Here is a 22,533-nt window from a genome sequence, read left to right as displayed (position 1 = left end):
AAATGTGCCGGATATGCTCGGCTGCCGAAGTTTGTGCGGATTTCGTTAGCCGTCCCGGGCTTGGCAAGACCTGGAGGTTGTCGTGCCAGAACTTCCCGACTTCGACGCGATGTTGTCGGAGCTGAAGGAGAAGCAGAACATTATGCACGCACTGCGGGAGGCGGCGGCAGTACGTGCCTACACGGGCTCATCGACAGACCGGGCCGTGGTCGCACGAGTGAACGGGCTTGGGGTGCTACAAGATCTGTCGATACCCGACGCGGAACTCCGCTCCGGTCATCCATCGGCCCTAGAGGGAAAGATCCTGGACGCGATCACTTCAGCACGGGCACAGGCGACCGATGACTCCAATGCGAAGCTGATCGAGGTCCTTCCGGGGTTTGGGAGCTGAAAGGTCTTGTCGAAGCAGTCATCAGAACGCATCGCAGAAGAGTTGGCCCAAGCACAAGACCGCTACAAGCGGGCGGTGCAGCAAGCGGAGGAGCTGCGCGAAAAACAGGTCGTGGTCGACCTGGAAAGTGACCTCGGACAGCTCGTGCTGACCGCATACGGCGAGCTCGTCGCCGTACGGCTGAACACAGAAGAGCTTCGCTACGCCAACGGGCGAAGCTTGGCCGAGGCCATCAAGCGCGCCCTCGAACAAGGCGAAGAACAAGCACGTCAGCTCCGCGAACCCGAAGAGCCGAAGGGCTGGATCTGATGAGCGACTACACAGTCGTCCCCGAAGCGTTGCGCAAGAACGTCAAGTTCCTCTACGACGCTGCCGACGCTTGGGGTGAAGCTCTTCAGGCGCTGACTGGTAAGGATCTCAACGAGGATGACCTCGGACTCCTTGGCGGGCCTTCCGGGGCAACCAGGAGCCACAACCTGGCACTCGATGACGCCCTGGAACGCCTCAAGAAAGGCCAAGAAGTCCTCGAAAAGGCAGGCGACAGCCTGAAAGCAGTGGCTGACGACTACGAAAGCCGAGACGTCGAGTATTACGAGCAGTTCGGGTACCTGAAAGACGATATCAATCAGTGACTTCGCCGCAGAGGAAGGAATGCTGTGACCGTCACGTTTGAGCCCCTTGCGCCGTTTCCGGAGGACGCGGCGCAAAGAGTGTTGGAGTATGCGAAAAAGCTTGGGCTGGAAGCTGTCTCTAAGATTATAGATACGATTCGCGACTTGTTCGGTCACCCAGAGAACATCGGTGCTCGTATCGACGCTTGGGGTGATAAAGCGAAGCGGGCGATCGATGATTCAATCGATTCAATAACGAATTCTAGGGCCGACCTCAAGGCGTACTGGGAGGGTTCTGCATATGATAGTTATAGCATATACGTGGACCATCTCGAAAAAGTATTCAACACGGCTGCGCAAGTGTTCGGGAAGATGAAGGATCATCTTCAGGATATCGCGGCAACAATGACGGATTTGTACAACAAAGCGATTCGTTTTCTTGTTGACTGTGCGACCATTATCGTCCGCGCCACTGGCGGCATAATTGCGAACATTAAAGAAGCTTTCTTTGGTGTAGCGGAGCCGGTTGCCAATGCGATCGCATCATTTATTGACAGTGTTGGAAATGTTGTCACCGAAGTCAATGCCGTTATTTCAGAATATCGACGTTCCGGTCAAGATTTAAAATTTGAGATCACGGAGTTGAAGGTTCCTGAGACGATTCCGATGTCATCCGTCGACGCCGACGGCTGGGAAGTCCGGAAAAGGAAGTAAAGGCATGCGGAAGATTGCTGCTCGATTTGGGCTTTCATTCGGCATGGTAGGAGCACTGCTGCTCGGCGCGTGTGGCACACCTCCTCCTGCTGCTGCGCCAGACCCCTTCTTGTCGCTACCGGATGCCTGCGAAGTGCTCAGTCGGCAAACTATTCAGGAAATCGTCGGCGGCACACCTGGTCGCAGCAGGTCGGCCGACGCCAAAACGGGTAAATCCTGCCAATGGCAATACAGCGCGGACAATGCCCCAGTTCCACCTCTGCAAGGCGTTACCCCTAGCGACCTGGGGCTGTCTGTGACGCTCTACCTGTACGAGAGGCTCCCCAGTCAACAGGATGTGGGTGGCGTCCAGATGGCCAGTGACTCCTTCGCTGCTGGGCGCAACCGCCAAGGTGTGGCCGACAGTGATTCGATCGACGGGATCGGTGACGAAGCATATGGCAATTTTAACGATGCGAATGGATCCCTCACATTCCGTACCGGAAATGTCATCGTTGAGTTGCGCTACCAAGGCTCGGGCGAGTCACAGCAGGGGGCGACTGGCTTGGGGCGAGAGGCAATCCATGTAGCATTGACCAAGGCTGCAAAAGATATCCCCCAGCATCTTCGGAAATAGTATCGCGGAATGGATGCTCAATTGGCTGGTGTGACAGCTTGTGTTCGCGCCGGGAACGATGCGTGACGATCGGCGATTTACGTGAGGTGTGCTGGTGTCAGGGCGAAACGACCCGTCCGTGCTGCGGTGGCTGATCGGCGTGGAACTCTCCGCGTACCGCAAGCATGCCGGACTCATGTTGCCGGAACTTGCGACGGCAACCGGCATCACCAAGCCGAAGCTCGGCCACATGGAAAGTGGTCGCTACCAACAGCACCTCGACGACATCGCTACAGCGCTGCGGGCTTGCGGCGCGGACGAGCGAACCGTCGACCGGTTGGCGTCCCTGAGCGGCCGAGGTGATTCCAAGTCCTGGTGGGCGCCCTGGGCGCATGTGGTGCCGGACTGGTTGAAGACCTTTGTCGGTTTGGAAGGGCTGGCAGACTCGGAGTCCTTGTACGAGCCAACGGTCCTACCGAGGATGATGCAGACGGAGGACTATGCCCAAGCCGTGACCGCTGCGACAGGTTTCGTCCGACAGAACCACAGCGAACGCGCTTGAACCCGCTGAATCGGTTGAATTCGTGAAAGCATTGATGTCCGAGACGTAGCCGGAGGGACACCGTGTCCGCCCCAGTCTGGAGAAAGTCGAGCTACAGCGCGAACAACGGAGTCTGTGTCGAGGTTGCGTTCGCGACCGCCGATGCAGCTGGCTGGCGGAAGTCCAGTTATAGCACGAACAACGGCGAATGCGTCGAGGTCGCCTTGGCTGACGAGGTCGTCGGGGCTCGGGACTCGAAGAATCCTGGTGGGCCGGAGCTTTGGTTCGGTGGGGCTCGGTGGGGGAGCTTCGTCGCCGCCATCAAGGCCTTGGCGGTTCGACCTCGCATGACTGCCTGAAGAGGCTGTTTTGGATGTGGTGCAGCAGGTCGTGGCATTGCCGGTGATGGGTGGATGAAGCGAACGGACCGTTTGTGCCGTCTATTGGCGTGAACGGTCCGTTCGCTTCAACCAGCAGCTGCGGCTTACGTGGGACGCCGCCTGATCGACGGGATCCGGTAACCCCAGTAGCAGCAACGCGGAAGGCCGGTGGTCGCGCCCACCGGCCTTCCGCTCGCGGTTGGCTCAGGGGGTGAAGAAGTTGGCCACCACGGCCTGATTCTCCGACGCCCACTTCCGCGCGGCGTCGTCCTCCTTGCCCTTCTCCGCGCTGTTGATCGCGTTCTCCAGCGACGCGAGCTGGACGTCGTCCAGCTTGAACTTCTTCACCATCTCGGTGACCTCGGGGAAGTCCTGGCTGAAGTTCTTGCGGCCGATCGCGTGGATCTGCTCGGCCTTGCCCATCGCACCCAGCGGATCCTGCAGGTCCTTGATCGGGTACCGGGCGTAGGCCCAGTGCGGGTGCCACAGCGTGACCACGATCGGCTTCTGCTCCTTGGTCGCCTTCTCCAAGGAGGCCAGCATCGCGGTCGTCGACGAGGTCTGCAGGGTGAACTCGCCGCCGAGCCCGTAGGCCGGGATCACGTTGTCCTTGGTGATGCGGGTGAGCCCGGCGCCCGGGTCGATGCCGGTGATCATGCCGTTGAACTCCGCGCCCCTGCCCTTGAGGTCGGCGATCGAGTTCACGTCCGTCATGTACTTGGGCACCGCGAGGTTCAGCGTCGCCTGGTCGTACCAGACGTTGAGGTCCTCCAGCTGCGGGCCGTACTGCTTCCAGTAGTCGGCGTGCGTCTCCGGCAGCCAACTGTCCAGGAACAGGTCGATGTTGCCCTGCGCGAGCCCGGCGTACATCGGGCCGGCCTCCAGCTCCTGGGCGTTGACCTTGTAGCCCTTCTGCTCCAGCAGCACCTTGTAGAGGTGGGTGACCGCGATGTCCTCGTCCCACGCGATGAAGCCGATGTTGATCGCCTTCGCCTGCTGGCCGGTCTGCGCCGAGCGACCGCCGCACCCCGCGGCCACCGCCACCAGCGCGACCAGCGCGGCGAAGAGAGCGAGAAGGCGTCTTGATCTTCTTCCGGTGAACATTCCTGCCCTGCCTTTCTGCGAAAACGTCATCCGGTCCGGGCCGCCTTGCGCTCCGCCCGCGCGACCGGCGAGCGGTCCGACAGCACGGCTGTGATCCGGTCCAGGTAGACCGCGAGGATCACCACCGACAGGCCTGCCTCGAAGCCGAGGCTGAGCTGAACCCGGGTGACCGCCTGGTAGATGTCGGTCCCCAGTCCCTGCGCGCCGACCATGCCGGCGATGACCACCATCGACAGCGACAACATGATCACCTGGTTGATCCCCGCCATGATCGACGGCATCGCCAGCGGCAGCTGGATGCCGGTGAGGATCTTGCGCTCCGGCGCGCCGAACGCCTCGCCGGCCTCGACGACCTCCTTGTCCACCTGCCGGATGCCCAGTTCGGTGAGGCGGACCCCCGGTGGCAGCGAGAAGACCACGGTCGCCACCACGCCCGGCGTTGTCCCGATGTTGAAGAACAGGATCGCCGGGATCAGGTAGACGAAGGCCGGCATGGTCTGCATCAGGTCCAACACCGGCCGCACGACCATGCTGACCCGGGCGCTGCGCGCCGCCCAGACTCCCAGCGGGATGCCGATCAGGACCGCGATCACGCTGGCCACCAGCACCAGCGACAGGGTCTGCATCGCGGCGGTGAACTCCCGCATGCTCGCGATCAAACCGAAGCCGATCAGGCTGAACAGCGCGAACCGCCAGCTGCGCAGCCACAGCCCCAGCGCCGCGAACAGCAGCACCATGCCCAGATCGGGCAGGAAGGTTAACGCGTAGGTAAGGCCCGTAACGGCCGATTCCACCACCAGGATGATGAAGTCGAACAACGGGCCGATGTTGTTGTTCAGCCAGTTGACCAGGCTCGTGAACATGTCGCCGATGGGGATCCGCGGCAGCTCGAACTGGGCGGCGTGGAGGAACGCATTAGACATCGGACGCCTCCTCGATCTCGGCGTGTTCGCCGTCGCCGACCGCCGGAACCTCCCGGCACAGCGCCTTGAACACCGCAGCCGGGGTGACCACGCCGAGCACCCGCTGCTGCTCGTCGACCACGGGAACCGGGACCGCGCGGGCGCTCATCCTGGTGAACAGGTCCGCCATCGGCGTGTCGGAGGGCACCGGATCCTCCCCTGGAGGGGCCGTGGCCTGCGGCTCGACGATGGACGCCGCGGTGAGCACCCGGCTGCGGTCGACGTCCTTGACGAAGGTGGCGACGTAGTCGTCGGCTGGCTCGTTGAGGATCTGCTCGGCGGTGCCGACCTGCACGATCCGCCCCGCCCGCATCATCGCGACGCGGTCACCTAGCCGCATCGCCTCGTTGAGGTCGTGGGTGATGAAGATGATGGTCTTGCCGAGCTTCGCGTTCAGGTTCAAAAGCTGGTCCTGCATCTCCCGCTTGATCAGTGGGTCCAGCGCGCTGAACGCCTCGTCCATCAGAAGTACGTCGGTCTGGGCGGCTAAGGCGCGGGCGAGTCCGACGCGTTGCCGCATGCCGCCGGAGAGCTGCTGGGGGTAGCGCTCCTCCCATCCCTCCAGGCCGACCAGGCTCAGCGCCTCGCGTGCCTGCTCATTGATCTCGGACTTGCTAGTGCCCCGGATCTGCAGGCCGTAGCCGGCGTTGTCCAGCACGGTGCGGTGCGGGAACAGGGCGAAGTGCTGGAATACCATGCTCATCTTTTGCTGGCGCATCGCGCGCAGCGCCGGGGCGGACATCCCGGTGATGTCCTCGCCGTCGACGAGTACCTGGCCGGAGGTGGGCGTGAGCAGCCCGTTGAGCATGCGGATCAGCGTCGACTTGCCGGAGCCGGACAGCCCCATCACGACGAAGGTCTCGCCCTCTCCGACTTCGAACGACGCGTCTACCACCGCGGCGGTGGCGCCCGCCGCCTTTATCTCTTCCTGGTCGGCTCCTGCCTCCAGGCGGCGAACCAGCTCCGTCGGCTGTGGCCCGAAGATCTTGTAGAGCCGCTCCACGCGTACCGATGTCACCGATCGCCTCCACCTGCTTCGCCGGAGCCGGATGGTTTTCACCCGGCTGTCGGGGTCTGCGCGAATTGTCGGTTCTCTGCCGATCAACTCACCGTGTCGCGAATTCGCGTTCGCGTTCTCTCGTCTGGGCCTTGATCATACTTAGCGGGATGTCCATGTCCAGCCATTCGGGTGAAGATCTGATTGCGTTACGACTGTCCGATTTGACTTTTCAGTCCGGTTTCCTGAGCCGTTGCCAAGCCTCTGACGTGCGAATATTCGACTTCTAAAGGGAATGATCCCACCTCGGCACCGGCGTCGCGAAGTGACGAATTCGGATGATCTGAATGGGTGGTTATGCGTTGTTTAGTACGATTTTTCCGCTCTGCTAATTGATCTTTTGCCGAGACGAGTTCGGTTAGTTGTTAACTTGAATGTAGCTTGTTTTGGTAAAGATTTTTTCGCTCGGTGGGGATTCGAGAAGTCGCCGATCTTCCCACTATGTGATACGGCCGATGGTCCGGTCGGGGGCGTCCACCCGCCTCGGACGTTTAAGGTCGGATGCATGCAACCCTGGTCATCGGTTCCCGTGCCTCAGGTGCCGGGCACGCCCAGCCCGCTGCACCTCTTCGACACCGCCGCCGGTGAGGTCAGGCCCACCGAACCCGGGCCCGTCGCGAGGATGTACGTCTGCGGCATCACACCGTATGACGCGACCCATCTCGGCCACGCCGCGACGTACCTGGCGTTCGACCTGGTCCACCGGGTTTGGCTGGACAACGGTCACCAGGTGCACTACGTGCAGAACGTCACCGACATCGACGACCCGCTGTTGGAGCGCGCCGAGCGCGACCGTGAGGACTGGATCGTACTCGCGATGCGCGAGACCGCGCTGTTCCGCGAGGACATGGAGGCGCTGCGGGTGGTGCCGCCGGCCGACTTCGTCGGCGCGGTCGAGTCCATCCCGGAGATCGTCGAGGCGATCGGCAAGCTGCTGGCCTCGGGTGCGGCCTACCGGGTCGACGGCGAGCACCCCGACATCTACTTCCGGCACCAGGCCTCCGGCAACTTCGGCTACGAGTCCAACTACGACGAAGCGACCATGCGCGACTTCTTCGCCGAGCGCGGCGGAGACCCCGACCGGCCCGGCAAGGAGCACCCGCTGGACGCGCTGCTGTGGCGGATGGCCCGCGACGGCGAACCGTCCTGGGAGTCCGAGCTCGGCGCCGGTCGGCCGGGCTGGCACCTGGAATGTTCGGTGATCGCGCTGAACCGGCTCGGCCTCGGTTTCGACGTCCAGGGCGGCGGCTCGGACCTGATCTTCCCGCATCACGAGTTCAGCGCCGCGCACGCCGAGTCGCTGACCGGCGAGTTCCCGTTCGCCAAGCACTACGTGCACGCCGGGATGATCGGCCTGGACGGCGAGAAGATGTCGAAGTCCAAGGGCAACCTGGTGTTCGTGTCCCGGCTGCGCGGCGACCGGGTGGACCCGATGGCCATCCGGCTGGCACTGCTGGACGGTCACTACCGCACCGACCGGTCATGGACGGATGACGCGCTGATCAACGGCTCCGCGCGCCTGGCCCGGTGGCGGGAGGCCGTTGCGCTGGATGCGGCTCCGGCAGCGGAGCCGGCCGTCGCACGGCTGCGCGAGCGGCTGTCGGACGACCTGGACACCCAGCAGGCGCTGCGCGCGATCGACGCCTGGGCCGACGAGACGCTGGCCTCCGGCGGCTCCGACCGGGGCGCGCCACAGCTGATCCGCACCGCTGTCGACGCCCTCCTCGGCGTCGAGCTCTGAAACCGCTGACCGACACCGCGGCGAACGGAAGCCGGGATCCCGGCTTCCGTCCCGGTCGCGTTCAGTAGGCGTCGTGGGCCTCGGCGAACTCGGTGCCGTGGTAGGCATAAAAATGGACTAGACCATTGAGCGGGTCAAGGTCCAGTCCATTGGTTGCCAACGGCCGCGCCGGTCAGCCGGGGCCGGGCCCCAACGGGCCCTTGCCGCCGGGTCCGCCGGGTCCGCGGCGGCGCAGGTAGCGCTCGAACTCCGCCGCGATCGCGTCGCCGCTGGCCTCGGTCAGCTTGACCTCGGCGTCCCCGCGCTCCTCCAGCGCGCGGACGTAGTTGCGGACGTCCTCGTCCTCCTCCGCCATCTCGCTGACGGTCTGCTCCCACTCCTCGGCCTGCTCCGGCAGATTGCCGAGCGGAACCTCGACGTCGAGCGCGTCCTCGACCCGGTGCAGCAGCGCCAGCGTCGCCTTCGGCGACGGCGGCTGCGAGACGTAGTGCGGCACCGCCGCCCAGAACGAGATCGCCGGGATCCCGGCCTGCACGCAGGCGTCCTGGAAGACCCCGACGATCCCGGTCGGGCCCTCGTAGCGGGAGCGCTCCAGGCCGTACCGGGCCGCCGAGTCGGTGTCGTAGGCCGCGCCGCTGACCGGCACCGGCCGGGTGTGCGGAGCGTCCGCGAGCAGCGCACCGAGGGTGACCACGGTGCGGGCCCCGATCCGCTCGATCTGCTCCACGAGTTCGGCGCAGAACGCCCGCCAGCGCATGTTCGGCTCGATGCCGTGCACCAGCACCACGTCGTGATCGCAGCCGGGCGGGCGGCAGACCGTCAGCCGGGTGGTGGGCCAGGAGACCTGGCGGGTGATGCCGTCCACCAGCTTCACCGTCGGACGGGTGACCTGGAAGTCGTAGTACGGGTCCGGGTCGATCTCGCTCAACGGCGTCGCGTCCCAGATGAGCTGGAGGTGCTCGATCGCGGAGCTGGCGGCGTCGCCGGCATCGTTCCAGCCCTCAAAACCAGCTATGACGATGGGGCTCTCAAGCTGGGGAAGGTCTTGCTTCTCGCTCACGCGAACCTCCCTCCGAAGCGACGGCGCGATCGCGGCGGTTGGGAAAGCCCGCCGGTCCAGCCCTCGAAAGCGCTGACCACGATCGGATCGGCCAGTTGGGGCGGTTCGGCGCGCGGTTGTTCGGTGTCGTGTGCGTCGCGATCGGTCACGGCGCCAGCCTACGACGCCACGCCGACGCGAGCGCCCGACGTCCGTGCACCGCTCGTGACCGTCCGGGCACCACAGGTTGCCGGTTTGACGTGAGGTTTCGGTGGCAAGACCCTTTACCCAAGTCACCGTGGGTGTCAGCGGAGAGGGAACCCGATCCAGCAAGTGGACAGCACCAGATCGTCACCGAGCGAGGGGACTGGGATATCCCCGAAGTCCCGGTTGCGGTTGTCGATCGGCCGCCGCCCCGCGGACCTCGCCAAGCTGCTCGTCGCCAGCGGGCTGCTCACGCTGAGCGTGCTGCTGGTGCTGGTGCCCGCCAACCCCGTCGAGGTCGCGATCTACCAGCAGCTCGGGCGGATCCCGGCGATCTCCGATCCGGTTTGGGTGGTGCTGGTCTGGCTTGGGAGCTGGGCCGGGATCGCCGGGGTGACCGCGGTGGCGATGTACTTCGGCTGGATCCGGGTGGCGCTGCTGTGCGCGGGATCTGGCGTGCTGACCTGGGGCCTCGCCCAGGTCATGCACCAGGTGCTGCCCGCCCGGGCGGTGCCCGCGCCGATCTTCGAGCCGCCGGGCGGATTCCCGTTCCCCTCCAGCGAAGTGGCCATCGTGACGGTGCTGGCCGTGGTCGCCGCGCCCTACCTGGGCGGGCCCGCGCGGCGCGTCGGCTGGGGTCTCACCGTGCTGGTCGGCGTCGCCGTGGTCCACCTGGGTGTCCAGCTGCCGTTGGACACGGTGGGTGGCGCGCTGCTGGGTTGGGGCGTCGGGATGCTCTGCCACCTCGTCTGGGGCGCGCCCGGCCGGAAGGTCTCCCAGCACGTGATCTTCGGCGAGCTGGAGCTAGCCGGGCTGAAACCGGTCTCGATCGTCGCGCTGCGGCACCGGCTGCTGGTGCCGCGCGAGTTCGCGGTGCGGACCGGGGACGGGCGGACGCTGCTGGTGAAGGTGGTGCGGCGGATGAGCCGCCGCGCCGGACCCTGGTACAAGATCAAACGGCTGCTCACGCTGCTCGACGTCCAGGACGAGCCGCGGCTGTCGACCCCGCACCACGAGGTGGAGCACGAGGCCTACGTGACGCTGCTGGCCGAGCGGGCCGGGGTGCGCACCCCGCAGGTCGTGCTGGCCTGCGACGTCAAGCACGCGCCCGCGCTGCTGGTGGTCGGGCAGGTGCGCGGACGCCGGTTGTCGGAGATGCGGGGCGACGACGTCGACGACGAGCTGCTGGCGGCGATCTGGGCGCAGCTCGCGGCCCTGGCCGGGGCCCGCATCGCGCACCATGACCTGCGCGCGAAGAACATCCTGGTGGACGACGAGAACCGGCCGTGGCTGCTGAGCTTCACGTTCAGCCACGCGGGTGCGGACGAGGCGCGCTGCGCCCAGGATCTGGCCGAGGCGATGCTCTCGCTGGCGACGGTGGTCGGCACCGAGCGCACGGTGTCCACCGCGATCCGCGAGCTGCCCGCCGAGCAGCTCGCGGCGGCCCTGCGGAACCTGGTCCCGCTGGCGCTGCCCAGGCGGATCAGGAACCAGGCGCCGCACGGCCGCTTCCTGCTGCCCGAACTGCGCGAAGCCCTGGCCGACGGGTTGGGCCTGCCGATCCCGGGGTTCCGCTCGCCGGTCCGCCCGATCACCGTGATCGGCCTGCTGCTCATCGCCGCAGCCGTCTACCTGCTGCTCCCGGAGCTGTCCAGCATGGGCGCGGTGCTCACGGCGGTGCAGCACGCGAACTGGGTCTGGTTGGGTGTGGCGGTGGCGACCGGATTCCTGGCGATCCTGCTGTCGTCGATTTCCGTGCAGGGCTCCAGCCGGGTTCCGCTGCCGTTCTGGCAGACCCTCCTCGTGCAGGTGGCGGCCGCGTTCACCGGGCGCACCACGCCCAGTGGTGCCGGGTTCTTCGGCATCAACGTGGTGTACATGGAGCGGCTCGGGCTGCGGCGGCGGGTGGCGGTCGGGGTGACGCTGCTGAACCAGGCGGGCACCGGAGCGGTGGCGTTCGTCGTGGCCGTGTTCGGGGTGTTCGCGGTCGGCTTGTCCGGGACGTTCACCAACCTCTCTATCCCGACCGACTGGCCGGTGGTGGTCGCCGTGGTCGCGGTGCTGGTGGTCGCCGTGGTCGTGGTGGCCTCGCCCTTCGGCCGCCGCCGGATCGTGGCACCGTCGGTGGAGGTCGGGCGCGAACTGCTGGAGACGCTGCGCCACCCGGTGCGCGCGCTCCAGCTGTTCGGCGGCGCGCTGGGCTACCTGGTGGTCTCGGGCTTGGGCTTGGCGGCGTCGCTGGCCGCGCTGCACCCGGACTTCTCGTGGGTGGCGGTGACGGTCGTGTTCATCATCGGCAACACCCTCGGCCACCTGGTGCCCTCGCCCGGCGGGCTCGGCGCCGTCGAGGCGGTGCTGCTCGCGGGCCTCGGTGCCATCGGCGTACCGGCGACCGCGGCGATCACGGCGGTGCTCATCTCCCGCCTGCTCACCTACTGGCTGCCTGTGCTCCCCGGCATCCTCGTGTTCCGCTACCTGCAACACCGCGGCGTGATTTGAGGGCCACCCCGGGTACCACAGTGTGGGAATCCGGTTGGCCGCCGCTCGTACGCTGGTTGGCATGCCGCATTCTCCCTGGTCACCCCTGCTGGAGGCGCTGGAGCGCCGAGTCCTCGTCGCCGACGGCGCGATGGGCACCATGCTGCAGGAGGTGCCGCTGGGCCTCGACGATTTCGCGGGGCTGGAGGGGTGCAACGAGATCCTCAACGCCACCCGCCCGGATGTGGTGCGCGACGTGCACCGCGGGTACCTGGCGGCCGGGGCGGACGCGATCGGGACCAACACCTTCGGCGCGAACCTGGCCAACCTCGGCGAGTACGGCATCGCCGAGCGCATCCGCGAGTTGGCCGAGCGCGGCGCGCAGCTGGCGCGGGAGTGCGCCGACGAGTTCGCCACCACCGGCCAGCCCCGGTTCGTGCTGGGCGCGATGGGGCCGGGCACCAAGCTGCCGACGCTGGGGCACGTGGGCTTCGAAGCGCTGCGCGACGCCTACGAGGAGCAGACCGTCGGCATGCTCGACGGCGGGATCGACGCGGTCCTCGTGGAGACCTCGCAGGACCTGCTGCAGACCAAGGCGTCGGTGCTGGCCGCCAAGCGCGGCATGGCGCGGGCCGGGCGGCGGGTGCCGATCATCGCGCAGGTGACCGCGGAGACCACCGGCACGATGCTGCTGGGCACCGAGATCACCGCCGCGCTGACCGCGCTGGAGCCGCTGGGCATCGACCTGATCGGGATGAACTGCGCCACCGGACCGGCGGAGATGAGCGAGCACCTGCGGCAGCTGGCCAAGCATTCGCGCGTGCCGCTGTCGGTGATGCCCAACGCCGGGCTGCCCGAGCTCGGGCCGAGCGGAGCGGTGTACCCGCTGACCCCGGAGGAGCTGGCCGAGGCGCTCGCCGAGTTCGTCGCGAACTTCGGCGCCCGCCTGGTAGGCGGCTGTTGCGGCACGACCGGCGAGCACATCCGGCAGGTCGTCGAGGCGGTGCGGGAGCTGGACCCGCCGCCGCGCGAGCCGCGGCCCGAGCCGGGCGTCAGCTCGCTGTACCAGGCGGTGCCGTTCGACCAGGACGCGTCGGTGCTGGTGATCGGGGAGCGCACGAACGCCAACGGCTCCAAGGCTTTTCGCGAGGCGATGCTGGCCGGTGACTACGACGACTGCATCGAGATCGCCAAGGCCCAGACCCGCGACGGCGCGCACCTGATCGACCTCTGCGTGGACTACGTCGGCCGCGACGGGACCGCCGACATGGCCGAGCTGGCCGCGCGGCTGGCCACCGCCTCGACGCTGCCGGTGATGCTGGACTCCACCGAGCCTCCGGTGCTGCGCGCCGGGCTCGAACGGCTCGGCGGCCGGTGCGTGGTCAACTCCGTCAACTACGAGGACGGCGACGGCCCGGACTCCCGCTACCGGCGGGTCGTGGAGCTGGTCCGCGAGCACGGCGCGGCGGTCGTGGTGATGTGCATCGACGAGGACGGGCAGGCCCGCACCAAGGACAGGAAGCTGCGAATCGCCAACCGGATCATCGACGACCTGACCGGCAACTGGGGGTTGGCCGAGTCGGACATCATCGTCGACACCTTGACCTTCCCGATCTCGACCGGCCAGGAGGAGGTGCGCCGCGACGGCATCGAGACCATCGAGGCGATCCGCGAGCTCAAGCGCACGCGCCCGGAAGTCCGCACCACGCTGGGGATTTCGAACGTCTCATTCGGACTGAACGCGGCGGCCCGCCAGGTGCTGAACTCGGTGTTCCTCAACGAGTGCCGGGAAGCGGGGCTGGACACCGCGATCGTGCATGCCTCGAAGATCCTGCCGATGAACAAGATCCCGGACGAGCAGCGGCAGGTCGCGCTAGACCTGGTCTACGACCGGCGCCGCGACGGCTACGACCCGTTGCAGCGGTTGATGGAGCTCTTCGAGGGCCAGACCGCGAAGTCCAGCCGTGCCTCGCGTGCCGAGGAACTCGCGGCGCTGCCGCTGTTCGAACGACTGGAGCGGCGGATCGTCGACGGCGAGCGCAACGGGCTCGAAGCCGATCTGGCCGCGGCGATGGCGGAGAAGCCGCCGCTGGAGATCATCAACGAGAACCTGCTGGCCGGCATGAAGGTCGTGGGCGAGCTGTTCGGTTCCGGGCAGATGCAGCTGCCGTTCGTGCTGCAGTCCGCCGAGGTCATGAAAGCCGCGGTCGCTTACCTGGAGCCGCACATGGCGAAGGACTCCGCCGGCGGCAAGGGAACCCTGGTGCTGGCCACGGTCAAGGGCGACGTGCACGACATCGGCAAGAACCTGGTCGACATCATCGTGTCCAACAACGGGTACAACGTGGTCAACCTGGGCATCAAGCAGCCGATCGGCACGATCCTGGACAGCGCGCGGCAGCACGGCGCGGACGCCATCGGCATGTCCGGGTTGCTGGTGAAGTCCACGGTGATCATGAAGGAGAACCTGGCGGAGATCAACGCCAGGGGAGTGGCCGAGGAGTTCCCGGTGCTGCTCGGCGGCGCGGCGCTGACCCGGTCCTATGTGGAGAGTGACCTCGACGGGCTGTACGAGGGCGAGGTGCGCTACGCCCGCGATGCCTTCGAGGGCCTGCGGCTGATGGACTCCATCATGGCCCGCAAGCGCGGCGGCGTGGTGGCCCCGGACCCGGCCGAGGAGGCGAAGAAGGCCGAGCGCAAGGCTCGCCGGGAACGGTCGCTGCGGATCGCCGAGAAGCGCAAGGCAGCGGTGGAGGAACCCGCGCCGGTGAGCCGCTCGGACGTGGCTGCCGACGTTCCGGTGCCGACGCCGCCGTTCTGGGGGCGGCGCGAGGTGCGCGGCGTGCCGGTCGGCGAGTACGCCGCCTACCTGGACGAGCGGGCCACGTTCCTCGGCCAGTGGGGGCTGCGCGGCGCGAAAGGCGGTCCGTCCTACGAAGAACTGGTCGAGTCCGAGGGGCGCCCGCGGCTGCGGTACTGGATGGACGAGCTCGCCACCGAGGGGATCCTGCAGCACGCGGCGGTGGTCTACGGCTACTTCCCGTGCGTGTCCGAGGGCGACGACCTGGTCGTGCTGGACAAGGACGAGGCGGACGCGCCGGAGCGCTGCCGCTTCACCTTCCCCCGGCAGGCCCGCGACCGGCACCTGTGCCTCGCGGACTTCTTCCGCTCGCGGAAGCGCGCCAAGGAGTCCGGGCAGGTGGACGTGCTGCCGTTGCAGCTGGTCACGATGGGCCAGCCGATCGCGGACCACGCCAACGAGCTGTTCGCCCGCAACGCCTACCGCGACTACCTGGAGATCCACGGCCTCGGGGTGCAGCTCACCGAGGCGCTGGCGGAGTACTGGCACCGCCGCGTCCGCCAGGAACTGCTGTTCGCCTCCGGCGCCCCGGTGGCGGCGGAAGATCCGTCCACAGTGGAGGAATTCTTCCGGCTCGGCTACCGCGGCGCGCGCTTCTCGCTGGGCTACGGCGCCTGCCCGGACCTGGAGGACCGGGCCAAGATCGTCGACCTGCTGCAACCGGAACGGATCGGCGTGACCCTCTCCGAGGAGTTCCAGCTGCACCCGGAGCAGTCCACCGACGCGATCGTCGCCCACCACCCGGAAGCCAAGTACTTCAACACCTGATCCGACGAGGGATTGGACACTTTCGCTGGGGGTGATCGGGCACCGGATGCTGTACTGGAGGCGGTCCTGGTCAAAACCTCCTCCCCGAACGGAGAATCCCGAGTGACCCGCGACGCCGGTCAAACCTCGCCCGCCGCAGTGCTGTTCGACATGGACGGCACCCTCGTCGACTCCGAGAAGTTGTGGACCATCGCGCTGGGCGACTACGCAAGGCATCGCGGGGGCGCGCTCACCGACGCCACCAGGGCGGCGATTGTCGGCTCCAACATGACGCGCAGCATGCGGATGTTGTTGGCTGATGTTGGGATCGCGGGCACCCCAGAAGAAATCAGCACTGCCGAGGTCGACGCGGCGGCCGAGTGGGTCACGGCCCGCATGGAGGAGCTGTTCGAGCAGGGCCTGCCGTGGCGGCCGGGCGCGCAGGAGGCGCTGCGCGAGGCCCGTGAGCTGGGCATCCCCGCCGCGCTCGTGACCTCCACGATCCGGTCCCTGACGGAGCTCGCGCTGGAGACTCTCGGCCGCGGTTCGTTCGACCTGACGGTCTGCGGCGACGAGGTGGACGGCAAGAACAAGCCCGCCCCCGAGCCGTACCTGAAGGCCGCGCGACTGCTCGGCGTGGACCCCGCGGACTGCGTCGCGATCGAGGACTCACCGACCGGCGTGGCTTCGGCGGAAGCCGCCGGCTGCCTGGTGATCGCCATCCCGTGCGAGGTGCCGCTGCAACCCGGCCCGCACCGGGTGCTGCGCGACTCGCTGTCGGACGTCGACTTCGCCGCCCTCGGCGAGCTGTTCGTGCGAGCGGCGTGATGATCGAAGTCCCGATCCTCCTGGCCGGGTACGGCCCGGTCGGACGCGAGTACGCCGAACTCGTCCGGCAGTACCGCGCGCAATGGTGCGACCAGTACGGCGCCGACCTGCGCGTCGTCGCCGTGCGCGGTCGCAGTTCGCAGGCCGAGATCGCCGACGCTGTGCCACCCCGCGAGCAGTGGGCTCCCGCCGAGGAGGTTGCGGAACTGCTCGCCCGGACCGGTGCCCGGGTGCTGGCGCAGGCCGTGCCTTCCGACGGCGGTGAGCAGCCCGCGCTGGACGCGTTGCAGGCGCTGCGGCAAGGCGCGCACGTCGTGACCGCGACGAAGTCGCACCTGCTGACGCACTGGCGGCAGCTCGACGAGACCGCGCGGCGGGCCGGGCGGTCGGTGCGGATCTCGGGGGCCACCGGGGCCGCGATGCCCGCCGGTGACCTGGCCCGATCGGTGCTGCGCGGCTTCGACGTCCGCGCCGTGCAGGGTTGCCTGAACGGCACTGCGACCTTCGTCCTCGACCAGCTCGCCGCCGGCCGGGAGCTCGCCGAGGCGGTCGCCGAAGCCCAGCGGCTCGGCATCGCCGAAGCCGATCCCACTGCGGACCTCACCGGCAAGGACGCGGCAACCAAACTGCGGCTGCTCGCCGGCCTGCTGTGGGGCTGGGATCCGGCGGACATCGCGGTCGAAGCGGAGCCGATCCGCGACCAGCTGCCGGCCGCCGACGACGGGCATCGGCTCCGGCAGGTCGCCGGCGCCTCGCGCGACGAGCCCGGCTTGGTCCGGGTCGAGCTGCGCGCCGAGCCGGTGGCGGGCCCGCTCGGGGCGCTGGTCGGGCCGGAGAAGGCGGTCCGCTACGACTGCGGCGACGCCGGCGCGGTGGCCGTCACCGGCGGCCGGTCGAGCCCGCGGGGCGCCGCGCTGGCCATGATCAAGGACACGCTGGGCGCGGCCCTGGAGGCGACCACCGGGTTCCGGTGAGATGGCCACCAGGTGACGTGTCGTGATGGAACCCGCGAACGACCGGGTCCGCCGTCGAGGTCGGCGACCCGGGATGCAAGGATCGTGCACTGTGAAGACCTTCGACGAGTTGTTCGCCGAACTGCAAGATCGGGCCCGCACCCGGCCGGAAGGCTCGGCGACGGTAGCCGCGCTCGACGCCGGGGTGCACGCCCAGGGCAAGAAGGTCCTCGAAGAGGCCGGCGAGGTGTGGATCGCCGCCGAGCACGAATCGGACGAACAGCTCGCCGAGGAGATCTCGCAGCTGCTGTACCGGCTGCAGGTCATCATGCTGGGGCGCGGACTGTCCCTCGAGGACGTGTACCGCTACCTGTGAACCCGACCCAGGAATAACCGAGGAGATCGAGTCCCATGCTGCGTGTGGCTGTGCCCAACAAGGGCACGCTGGCCGGTCCCGCCTCCGAGATGCTCGCGGAAGCCGGGTACCGGCAGCGCCATGAGCAGCGGGACCTGACCGTCCTGGACACCGCCAACGAGGTCGAGTTCTTCTTCCTGCGTCCCAAGGACATCGCGATCTACGTCGGCTCCGGCGAGCTCGACCTGGGGCTCACCGGCCGCGACCTGGCCCGCGACTCCGGCGCGCCGGTCGAGGAGCGGCTCGCGCTCGGCTTCGGCGGCTCCACGTTCCGCTACGCCGCCCCGGCGGGCCCGCACGAGTGGACCGTCGCGGACCTGCAGGGCAAGCGGATCGCCACCTCCTACCCGAAGCTCGTCACCAACGACCTCGCGCAGCACGGCGTGACGGCCGACGTCATCCGGCTCGAGGGCGCGGTGGAGATCTCCATCCAGCTCGGCGTCGCGGACGCCATCGCCGACGTCGTCGGCTCCGGCCGAACGCTGCGCCAGCACGGCCTGGTGGCCTTCGGCGATCAGATCTGCAACTCCGAGGCGGTGGTCATCGAGCGGCGCGGCTCGGACGAGGAGCAGGCGAAGAACCAGCTCATCGCCCGGCTGCAGGGCGTGGTGTTCGCCCAGCAGTACGTGATGCTGGACTACAACTGCCCGCGCGAGCTGCTCGACGACGCCACCAAGGTGACCCCGGGCCTGGAGTCGCCGACCATGTCGCCGTTGGCCGACGACCGCTGGGTGGCGGTGCGCGCGATGGTCTCCCGCAAGGAGGCCCCGGCGATCATGGACCGCCTCGCGGCCGTCGGCGCCAGGGCGATCCTGTCGTCCGACATCCGCGCCTGCCGCCTCTGACGGCTGCGCTGAACGCGCGGTTGTCCGAAAAGTCGGGATGCTCCACCGAATTGTGACCCGACTGCCCCACCAGGCCGCACCCGTTGCGGATAATGGGGGCGAGGCGATCTCGAGCGAGCCGGTGGGGGGGACGAAATGGCCGTCGTGGTACCGGGGAAGACCCCGCCTCGGTGGGAGCTCTACGAAGGAATGCCCTGCTGGATAGAGCTGATCACCACGGATCTGGAACGGGCCCGCGAGTTCTACGCCGGGCTATTCGCCTGGGAGTACGAGACCCACAGCGACCCGCTCTCCGGCGAGCACGTGATCGCCCTGCACGAGGGGTTCCCGGTGGCGAGCCTGCGCGCCGCCTCCGGCGACGAGTCGAGCTGGCGGCTCTACCTGGCCACCGCGGACTGCGCGGAGTTCACCGAGCGGGCCGTCAACCACGGCGCCGTCGTGACCGTTCCGCGCAACCACGTGCCCGGGTTGGGCACCAAGACCGTGCTGTTGGGGCCGGCTGACGCCGAGTTCGGGCTGCTGGAACCCGAGGAGTCCTGGCAGTTCGATGTCGGGCTGCCGGGCACCCTGATGTGGGCCGAACTGGTCACCATCAAGGCGCAGACCGCAGACAACTTCTTCCAGGAGCTGTTCGGCTACAGCGCCGAGCAGTTCGGCACCGAGCACCGCTCGGACTACTCGGTCTGGTACCTCGGCGACGAATCGGTGTGCGCCCGGGTCAGCATGATCCGCGACTTCATCACGGAATCCACCCGGCCGCACTGGCTGCTGTACCTCGGCGTGGACGCGGAGGTCGGCACCGACGCGCTGGTGCGCAACGCGATCACCCTCGGCGGCCGCGTGCGGGTGGACCCGTACGACTCCAGCATCGGCCGGGTCGCGGTCCTCCGGGACCCCACCGGCGCCCGCTTCGCGGTCATCGACCCCACCCAGGCCGGTGACTTCGGCACCGCCGCCAACTACGACCCCTACGAGGACTGAGCCGGACCGGTCAGTCGGCGCGGTCGAGGACGGATTCGGGGCCCGGGTCGGGCTCCGGCCAGCCCGGGTATGGCGGTGGGGTGCCGTCGAAGGCCGGGCACAGCGGCTTGTGGTCGCAGTAGTCGCACAGGCGGCTCGGGTTCGGCCGGAAGTCGCCGGTCTTGCCCGCCCGCAGGATCGCCTGCCAGATCGCCTCCAGGGTGCGCTCGAAGCGGCGCAGCTCCGTCTCGTCCGGCGTGTACGCCAACCGCTGCTTGCTGGCCAGGTACATCAGCAGCAGCTGGCGCGGGATCTCGCCGCGGGTGCGCCACAGAACCAGGGCGTAGAACTTCATCTGGAACATCGCCTTGGCCTCGCCGATCTCCCGCGGCGCGGCACCGGTCTTGTAGTCGACCAGCCGGATCTCGCCGGTCGGGGCCACGTCGACCCGGTCGATGAACCCGCGCAGCAGCACCCCGGAATCCAGCTCGGTCTCCACCCGCAGCTCGCAGGCCTGCGGTTCCAGCCGCTGCGGGTCCTCCAGCTCGAAGTAGGCGTCCAGCAGCGCGTTCGCCGACTCCAGCCAGCCCGCCAGCTCCGGGTCGTCGGGCCCGTCGAACAGCTCGCCCAGCTCGGGCTGCTGCGCGAGCAGCTCCTCCCAAGCCGGCTGCAGCAGTGCCCGCGCCTGCGTCGGGTCGCGCTCGGCCGTCGGCAGCCCGAAAAGCCGCTCCAGCACCGAGTGCACCACCGTGCCGCGCACCTGCGCCTTGGTCGGCGTTTCCGGCAACCGGTCCACGGCGCGGAACCGGTACAGCAGGGGGCACTGCTTGAAGTCGCTCGCGCGGGACGGGGACAGCGCAGGACGCCTGGTCCCGCCGTCCTGGAGCGTCCCGCCTGTTGCCGCCTGCGCTGATTCCGTCATGGCCCGAAACCCTAAACGAGCGGACCGACACGCGATCACCCGCCGCACGGATCACAACCGCCTCACGTGTGGCGCACTACCCTGCGTGCATGCCGTCGACCGCATCCCCGCCTGCCCGGCCCAAGCTGAACGACGGCGGCCTGCTGCTGTGCCGCGTCGCCGGAGTGCCGGTGCTGCTTTCGCCGTCGTGGTGGCTCGGGGCGGCGCTGATCGTGCTGCTGTACACGCCGCTGGTGGGCCGGATCCTGCCGGACGCGGGCATCTGGGAGAGCGCGGTGCTGGCGGCGGTGTTCACCGTGCTGCTGGCGGTTTCGGTGCTGCTGCACGAACTCGGGCACTGCATCGTCGCGCTGCGCCTGGGGCTGCCGGTGCGGCGCGTCCGGCTGTTCCTGCTCGGCGGCCTGTCGGAGATATCCCGGACGCCGCCGAAGCCGACCCAGGAGGGCCTGATCGCCGCGGCCGGGCCGGCGGTATCGATGGTGCTGGCATTGGCCACCGGCATCGGCTGGTTCGCCCTGGTGCCAGGCGGCGCGATCTGGCTGCTGGTGGCGCAGACCTGCGTGGCGAACCTGGCCGTGGCCGTGTTCAACCTGCTGCCGGGGCTGCCGCTGGACGGCGGCCGGATGCTGCGGGCGCTGACCTGGCGGATCACCGGCAAGCGCGCAGCAGGCACCACGGCGGGCGTGATCGGCGCGGGAGCGGTCGCCGCGGCCCTGATCGCCTGGGCGCTGGTCGGGCTGCTCGACAACGCCCAGGACCAGTGGTTGCGGCTGGGCGTGTGCGTGCTGATGGCGTGGTTCGTGGTTGCCGGGGCCAGCGCGGAACACGCCGCCGAGCAGCGCAAGAGCTGGCCGACCGGGCTGGAGCTGCGCGACCTGGTGCGCCCCGTCCTGCAGCTCCCGGCGGAGAGCCCGGTGGGCGATGCGCTGCTGGCGGCGGCAGGCCGGGGAGTGGTGCTGGTGCGCGCCGACGGCATCGCGGCCGGCCTGCTCGACCAGACCGCGGCGGAGCGGCTGGCGACTCACGCGCCCAAGGAACCGGCCGAGCGAGCCGCCGAACCGGTGGACCCGGACACCATCCTGCTCGACAGCGAAACCCCGGACGCGATCCTGGAGCGCGTCCAGTCGGTGCTGGCCTGGCAGTTCCTGGTGGTCGACGGCGAAGGCCGGCCGAGCGGAGTCCTGCGCCGCGAGGACCTCCGCAGCGCCTTGCGCACCCGTCGCGCGTGACGGCGGGTCGTTTCCCTTCGCCACGCACGTCGCCCGCACCACCGAGCAAGCCGACCCGAATACTCCTTGGGTCTTCTGCGACGATGGTGCGCTGTACCAGCGTGGAGAAGGTAGGCAGCAGTTGAGCAGCACCGTCAGCGGTGAGTTCCAGCCCGGCGACCGGGTTCAGTTGACCGACCCGAAGGGCCGCAAGTACACGGTCGTCCTGGAGCGGGGTGGGGAGTACCACACGCACCGCGGTGCGCTCGCGCACGACGACCTGATCGGCAAGCCGGAGGGCTCGGTGGTGGCCTCGGCGGGCGGCACCTCGTTCCTGGCGCTGCGCCCCCTGCTGGCCGACTATGTGCTGTCCATGCCGCGCGGGGCCCAGGTCATCTACCCCAAGGACGCGGCGCAGATCTTGATGTGGGGCGACATCCGGCCGGGCGCGCGGGTGCTGGAGGCAGGTGCCGGATCTGGCGCGCTGAGCTGTTCCCTGCTGCGCGCGGTCGGCCCGGGGGGCAGCGTCACGTCGTTCGAGGTGCGCGAGGACCACGCGGAGCACGCGGAGCGCAACGTGCGGCGGTTCTTCGGCGAGAAGCCGGACAACTGGACGTTGCAGCTGGGCGACGTGCAGGAGTACGACGGCGAACCGGTCGACCGGGTCGTGCTCGACATGCTCGCGCCGTGGGACGTCCTGGAAGCCGTCCACGGCAAGCTGCGCCCAGGTGGGGTGCTGATCGTCTACGTCGCCACGACGACCCAGCTGTCCCGGATCACGGAGGCGATCCGCGAGCAGCAGAACTGGACGGAGCCCGAGGCCTGGGAAACCCTCCTGCGCCCGTGGCACGTGGTGGGCATGGCGGTCCGCCCCGAGCACCGGATGGTGGCCCACACGGCGTTCCTCCTGACCACCCGCCGCCTGGCCGACGGCGTGACCCCACCCCGGGTGCAGCGCCGCCCGAGCAAGGGCTGACG

Annotated in this window: 22 protein-coding genes; 17 read left to right on the top strand and 5 right to left on the bottom strand. The window is 68.3% G+C overall.

All coding sequences use genetic code 11. From position 1 onward, the window contains the following. Positions 1–82: 82 nt before the first annotated feature. The 7 genes from SSPN_RS45775 to SSPN_RS51920 all read left to right on the top strand — a co-directional run bounded on the left by SSPN_RS45775 (position 83) and on the right by SSPN_RS51920 (position 3,211). The gene (locus tag SSPN_RS45775) at positions 83–391 is read left to right on the top strand and encodes a YbaB/EbfC family nucleoid-associated protein (RefSeq protein WP_010310616.1); all 309 of its coding nucleotides are present in this window, start codon (positions 83–85) and stop codon (positions 389–391) included. Between the two features lie 6 nt (positions 392–397). Continuing rightward, positions 398–700, top strand: a complete 303-nt coding sequence (locus SSPN_RS0125595) for a hypothetical protein (protein WP_010310614.1) — start codon at positions 398–400, stop codon at positions 698–700. Then, on the top strand, positions 700–1,023 hold the full coding sequence (locus SSPN_RS0125590; protein WP_010310612.1) for a hypothetical protein: 324 nt from the start codon (positions 700–702) through the stop codon (positions 1,021–1,023). The genes SSPN_RS0125595 and SSPN_RS0125590 overlap by 1 nt, the downstream gene beginning before the upstream one ends. Positions 1,024–1,047: 24 nt before the next feature. Continuing rightward, positions 1,048–1,716 carry a WXG100 family type VII secretion target gene (locus SSPN_RS0125585; protein WP_010310604.1) on the top strand — a complete coding sequence of 223 codons (669 nt, stop codon included), beginning with the start codon at positions 1,048–1,050 and terminating at the stop codon, positions 1,714–1,716. Positions 1,717–1,720: 4 nt separating this feature from the next. After that, positions 1,721–2,332: a DUF3558 domain-containing protein gene (locus SSPN_RS55400; RefSeq protein ID WP_143539730.1), complete on the top strand. Its 612-nt coding sequence runs from the start codon at positions 1,721–1,723 to the stop codon at positions 2,330–2,332. Between the two features lie 94 nt (positions 2,333–2,426). Next, on the top strand, positions 2,427–2,873 hold the full coding sequence (locus tag SSPN_RS45770) for a Scr1 family TA system antitoxin-like transcriptional regulator (protein WP_237710723.1): 447 nt from the start codon (positions 2,427–2,429) through the stop codon (positions 2,871–2,873). A 62-nt stretch (positions 2,874–2,935) separates the two neighbouring features. Then, entirely contained in the window at positions 2,936–3,211 is a 276-nt protein-coding gene (locus SSPN_RS51920; protein ID WP_010310601.1) for a DUF397 domain-containing protein, read from the top strand. 225 nt (positions 3,212–3,436) lie between these two features. Here SSPN_RS51920 and SSPN_RS0125575 read toward each other — a convergent pair whose 3' ends face one another. Genes SSPN_RS0125575 through SSPN_RS45765 form a run of 3 tightly spaced genes read right to left on the bottom strand, consistent with a single transcriptional unit; the run spans position 3,437 to position 6,316 of the window. Next, positions 3,437–4,366: a glycine betaine ABC transporter substrate-binding protein gene (locus tag SSPN_RS0125575; RefSeq protein WP_237710722.1), complete on the bottom strand. Its 930-nt coding sequence runs from the start codon at positions 4,364–4,366 to the stop codon at positions 3,437–3,439. Then, on the bottom strand, positions 4,363–5,259 hold the full coding sequence (locus SSPN_RS0125570) for an ABC transporter permease (protein WP_010310591.1): 897 nt from the start codon (positions 5,257–5,259) through the stop codon (positions 4,363–4,365). Before SSPN_RS0125570 ends, SSPN_RS0125575 begins: the two co-directional genes overlap by 4 nt. Further along, the gene (locus SSPN_RS45765) at positions 5,252–6,316 is read right to left on the bottom strand and encodes a quaternary amine ABC transporter ATP-binding protein (RefSeq protein ID WP_101376967.1); all 1,065 of its coding nucleotides are present in this window, start codon (positions 6,314–6,316) and stop codon (positions 5,252–5,254) included. Before SSPN_RS45765 ends, SSPN_RS0125570 begins: the two co-directional genes overlap by 8 nt. A 544-nt stretch (positions 6,317–6,860) precedes the next feature. On the opposite strand from SSPN_RS45765, the gene mshC reads away from it, so the two are divergent. Next, a complete protein-coding gene (gene mshC / locus SSPN_RS0125560) occupies positions 6,861–8,096 on the top strand; it encodes a cysteine--1-D-myo-inosityl 2-amino-2-deoxy-alpha-D-glucopyranoside ligase (protein WP_010310585.1) in 1,236 nt (411 codons plus the stop codon). 172 nt (positions 8,097–8,268) lie between these two features. Here the strand turns inward: mshC and SSPN_RS0125555 are convergent, their stop codons facing one another. Further along, positions 8,269–9,156 carry a PAC2 family protein gene (locus SSPN_RS0125555; RefSeq protein WP_010310583.1) on the bottom strand — a complete coding sequence of 296 codons (888 nt, stop codon included), beginning with the start codon at positions 9,154–9,156 and terminating at the stop codon, positions 8,269–8,271. 312 nt (positions 9,157–9,468) lie between these two features. Between SSPN_RS0125555 and SSPN_RS0125545 the strand changes: the two genes are divergently transcribed. From SSPN_RS0125545 to SSPN_RS0125515, 7 genes are all read left to right on the top strand, one after another. Beyond that, positions 9,469–11,838: a lysylphosphatidylglycerol synthase domain-containing protein gene (locus tag SSPN_RS0125545; RefSeq protein WP_143539729.1), complete on the top strand. Its 2,370-nt coding sequence runs from the start codon at positions 9,469–9,471 to the stop codon at positions 11,836–11,838. Positions 11,839–11,899: 61 nt separating this feature from the next. Further along, on the top strand, positions 11,900–15,445 hold the full coding sequence (metH, locus tag SSPN_RS0125540; protein WP_010310577.1) for a methionine synthase: 3,546 nt from the start codon (positions 11,900–11,902) through the stop codon (positions 15,443–15,445). 102 nt (positions 15,446–15,547) lie between these two features. Continuing rightward, positions 15,548–16,252 (top strand): HAD family hydrolase, encoded by a 705-nt coding sequence (locus SSPN_RS0125535; RefSeq protein WP_010310575.1) that lies wholly within the window; start codon positions 15,548–15,550, stop codon positions 16,250–16,252. Further along, positions 16,252–17,226 (top strand): hypothetical protein, encoded by a 975-nt coding sequence (locus SSPN_RS0125530; RefSeq protein WP_010310574.1) that lies wholly within the window; start codon positions 16,252–16,254, stop codon positions 17,224–17,226. The genes SSPN_RS0125535 and SSPN_RS0125530 overlap by 1 nt, the downstream gene beginning before the upstream one ends. 91 nt (positions 17,227–17,317) lie before the next feature. Next, complete coding sequence (locus SSPN_RS0125525) at positions 17,318–17,581, top strand: phosphoribosyl-ATP diphosphatase (protein WP_010310572.1); 264 nt, start codon at positions 17,318–17,320, stop codon at positions 17,579–17,581. A gap of 35 nt (positions 17,582–17,616) precedes the next feature. After that, entirely contained in the window at positions 17,617–18,465 is an 849-nt protein-coding gene (hisG, locus tag SSPN_RS0125520; RefSeq protein ID WP_010310570.1) for an ATP phosphoribosyltransferase, read from the top strand. Positions 18,466–18,600: 135 nt separating this feature from the next. Then, positions 18,601–19,446, top strand: coding sequence for a VOC family protein (locus SSPN_RS0125515; RefSeq protein WP_010310568.1), 846 nt, complete (start codon positions 18,601–18,603; stop codon positions 19,444–19,446). Positions 19,447–19,456: 10 nt separating this feature from the next. Here the strand turns inward: SSPN_RS0125515 and SSPN_RS0125510 are convergent, their stop codons facing one another. Continuing rightward, positions 19,457–20,347, bottom strand: coding sequence for a RecB family exonuclease (locus SSPN_RS0125510; protein ID WP_010310566.1), 891 nt, complete (start codon positions 20,345–20,347; stop codon positions 19,457–19,459). Between the two features lie 89 nt (positions 20,348–20,436). Here SSPN_RS0125510 and SSPN_RS0125505 point away from each other — a divergent pair, with 89 nt between their 5' ends. Both SSPN_RS0125505 and SSPN_RS0125500 read left to right on the top strand, forming a co-directional pair. Then, positions 20,437–21,576 (top strand): site-2 protease family protein, encoded by a 1,140-nt coding sequence (locus SSPN_RS0125505; protein WP_010310563.1) that lies wholly within the window; start codon positions 20,437–20,439, stop codon positions 21,574–21,576. Positions 21,577–21,697: 121 nt separating this feature from the next. Further along, positions 21,698–22,531 (top strand): tRNA (adenine-N1)-methyltransferase, encoded by an 834-nt coding sequence (locus tag SSPN_RS0125500; RefSeq protein WP_010310562.1) that lies wholly within the window; start codon positions 21,698–21,700, stop codon positions 22,529–22,531. The last annotated feature ends 2 nt before the right edge of the window (positions 22,532–22,533 follow it).

Origin of the sequence: Saccharopolyspora spinosa NRRL 18395 (genome assembly GCF_000194155.1) — a bacterium.
Taxonomy (GTDB): Bacteria; Actinomycetota; Actinomycetes; order Mycobacteriales; family Pseudonocardiaceae; genus Saccharopolyspora; species Saccharopolyspora spinosa.
The sequence above is the reverse complement of the archived record's forward strand: the minus strand, read 5'-3'. Positions and strand labels throughout refer to the sequence as shown.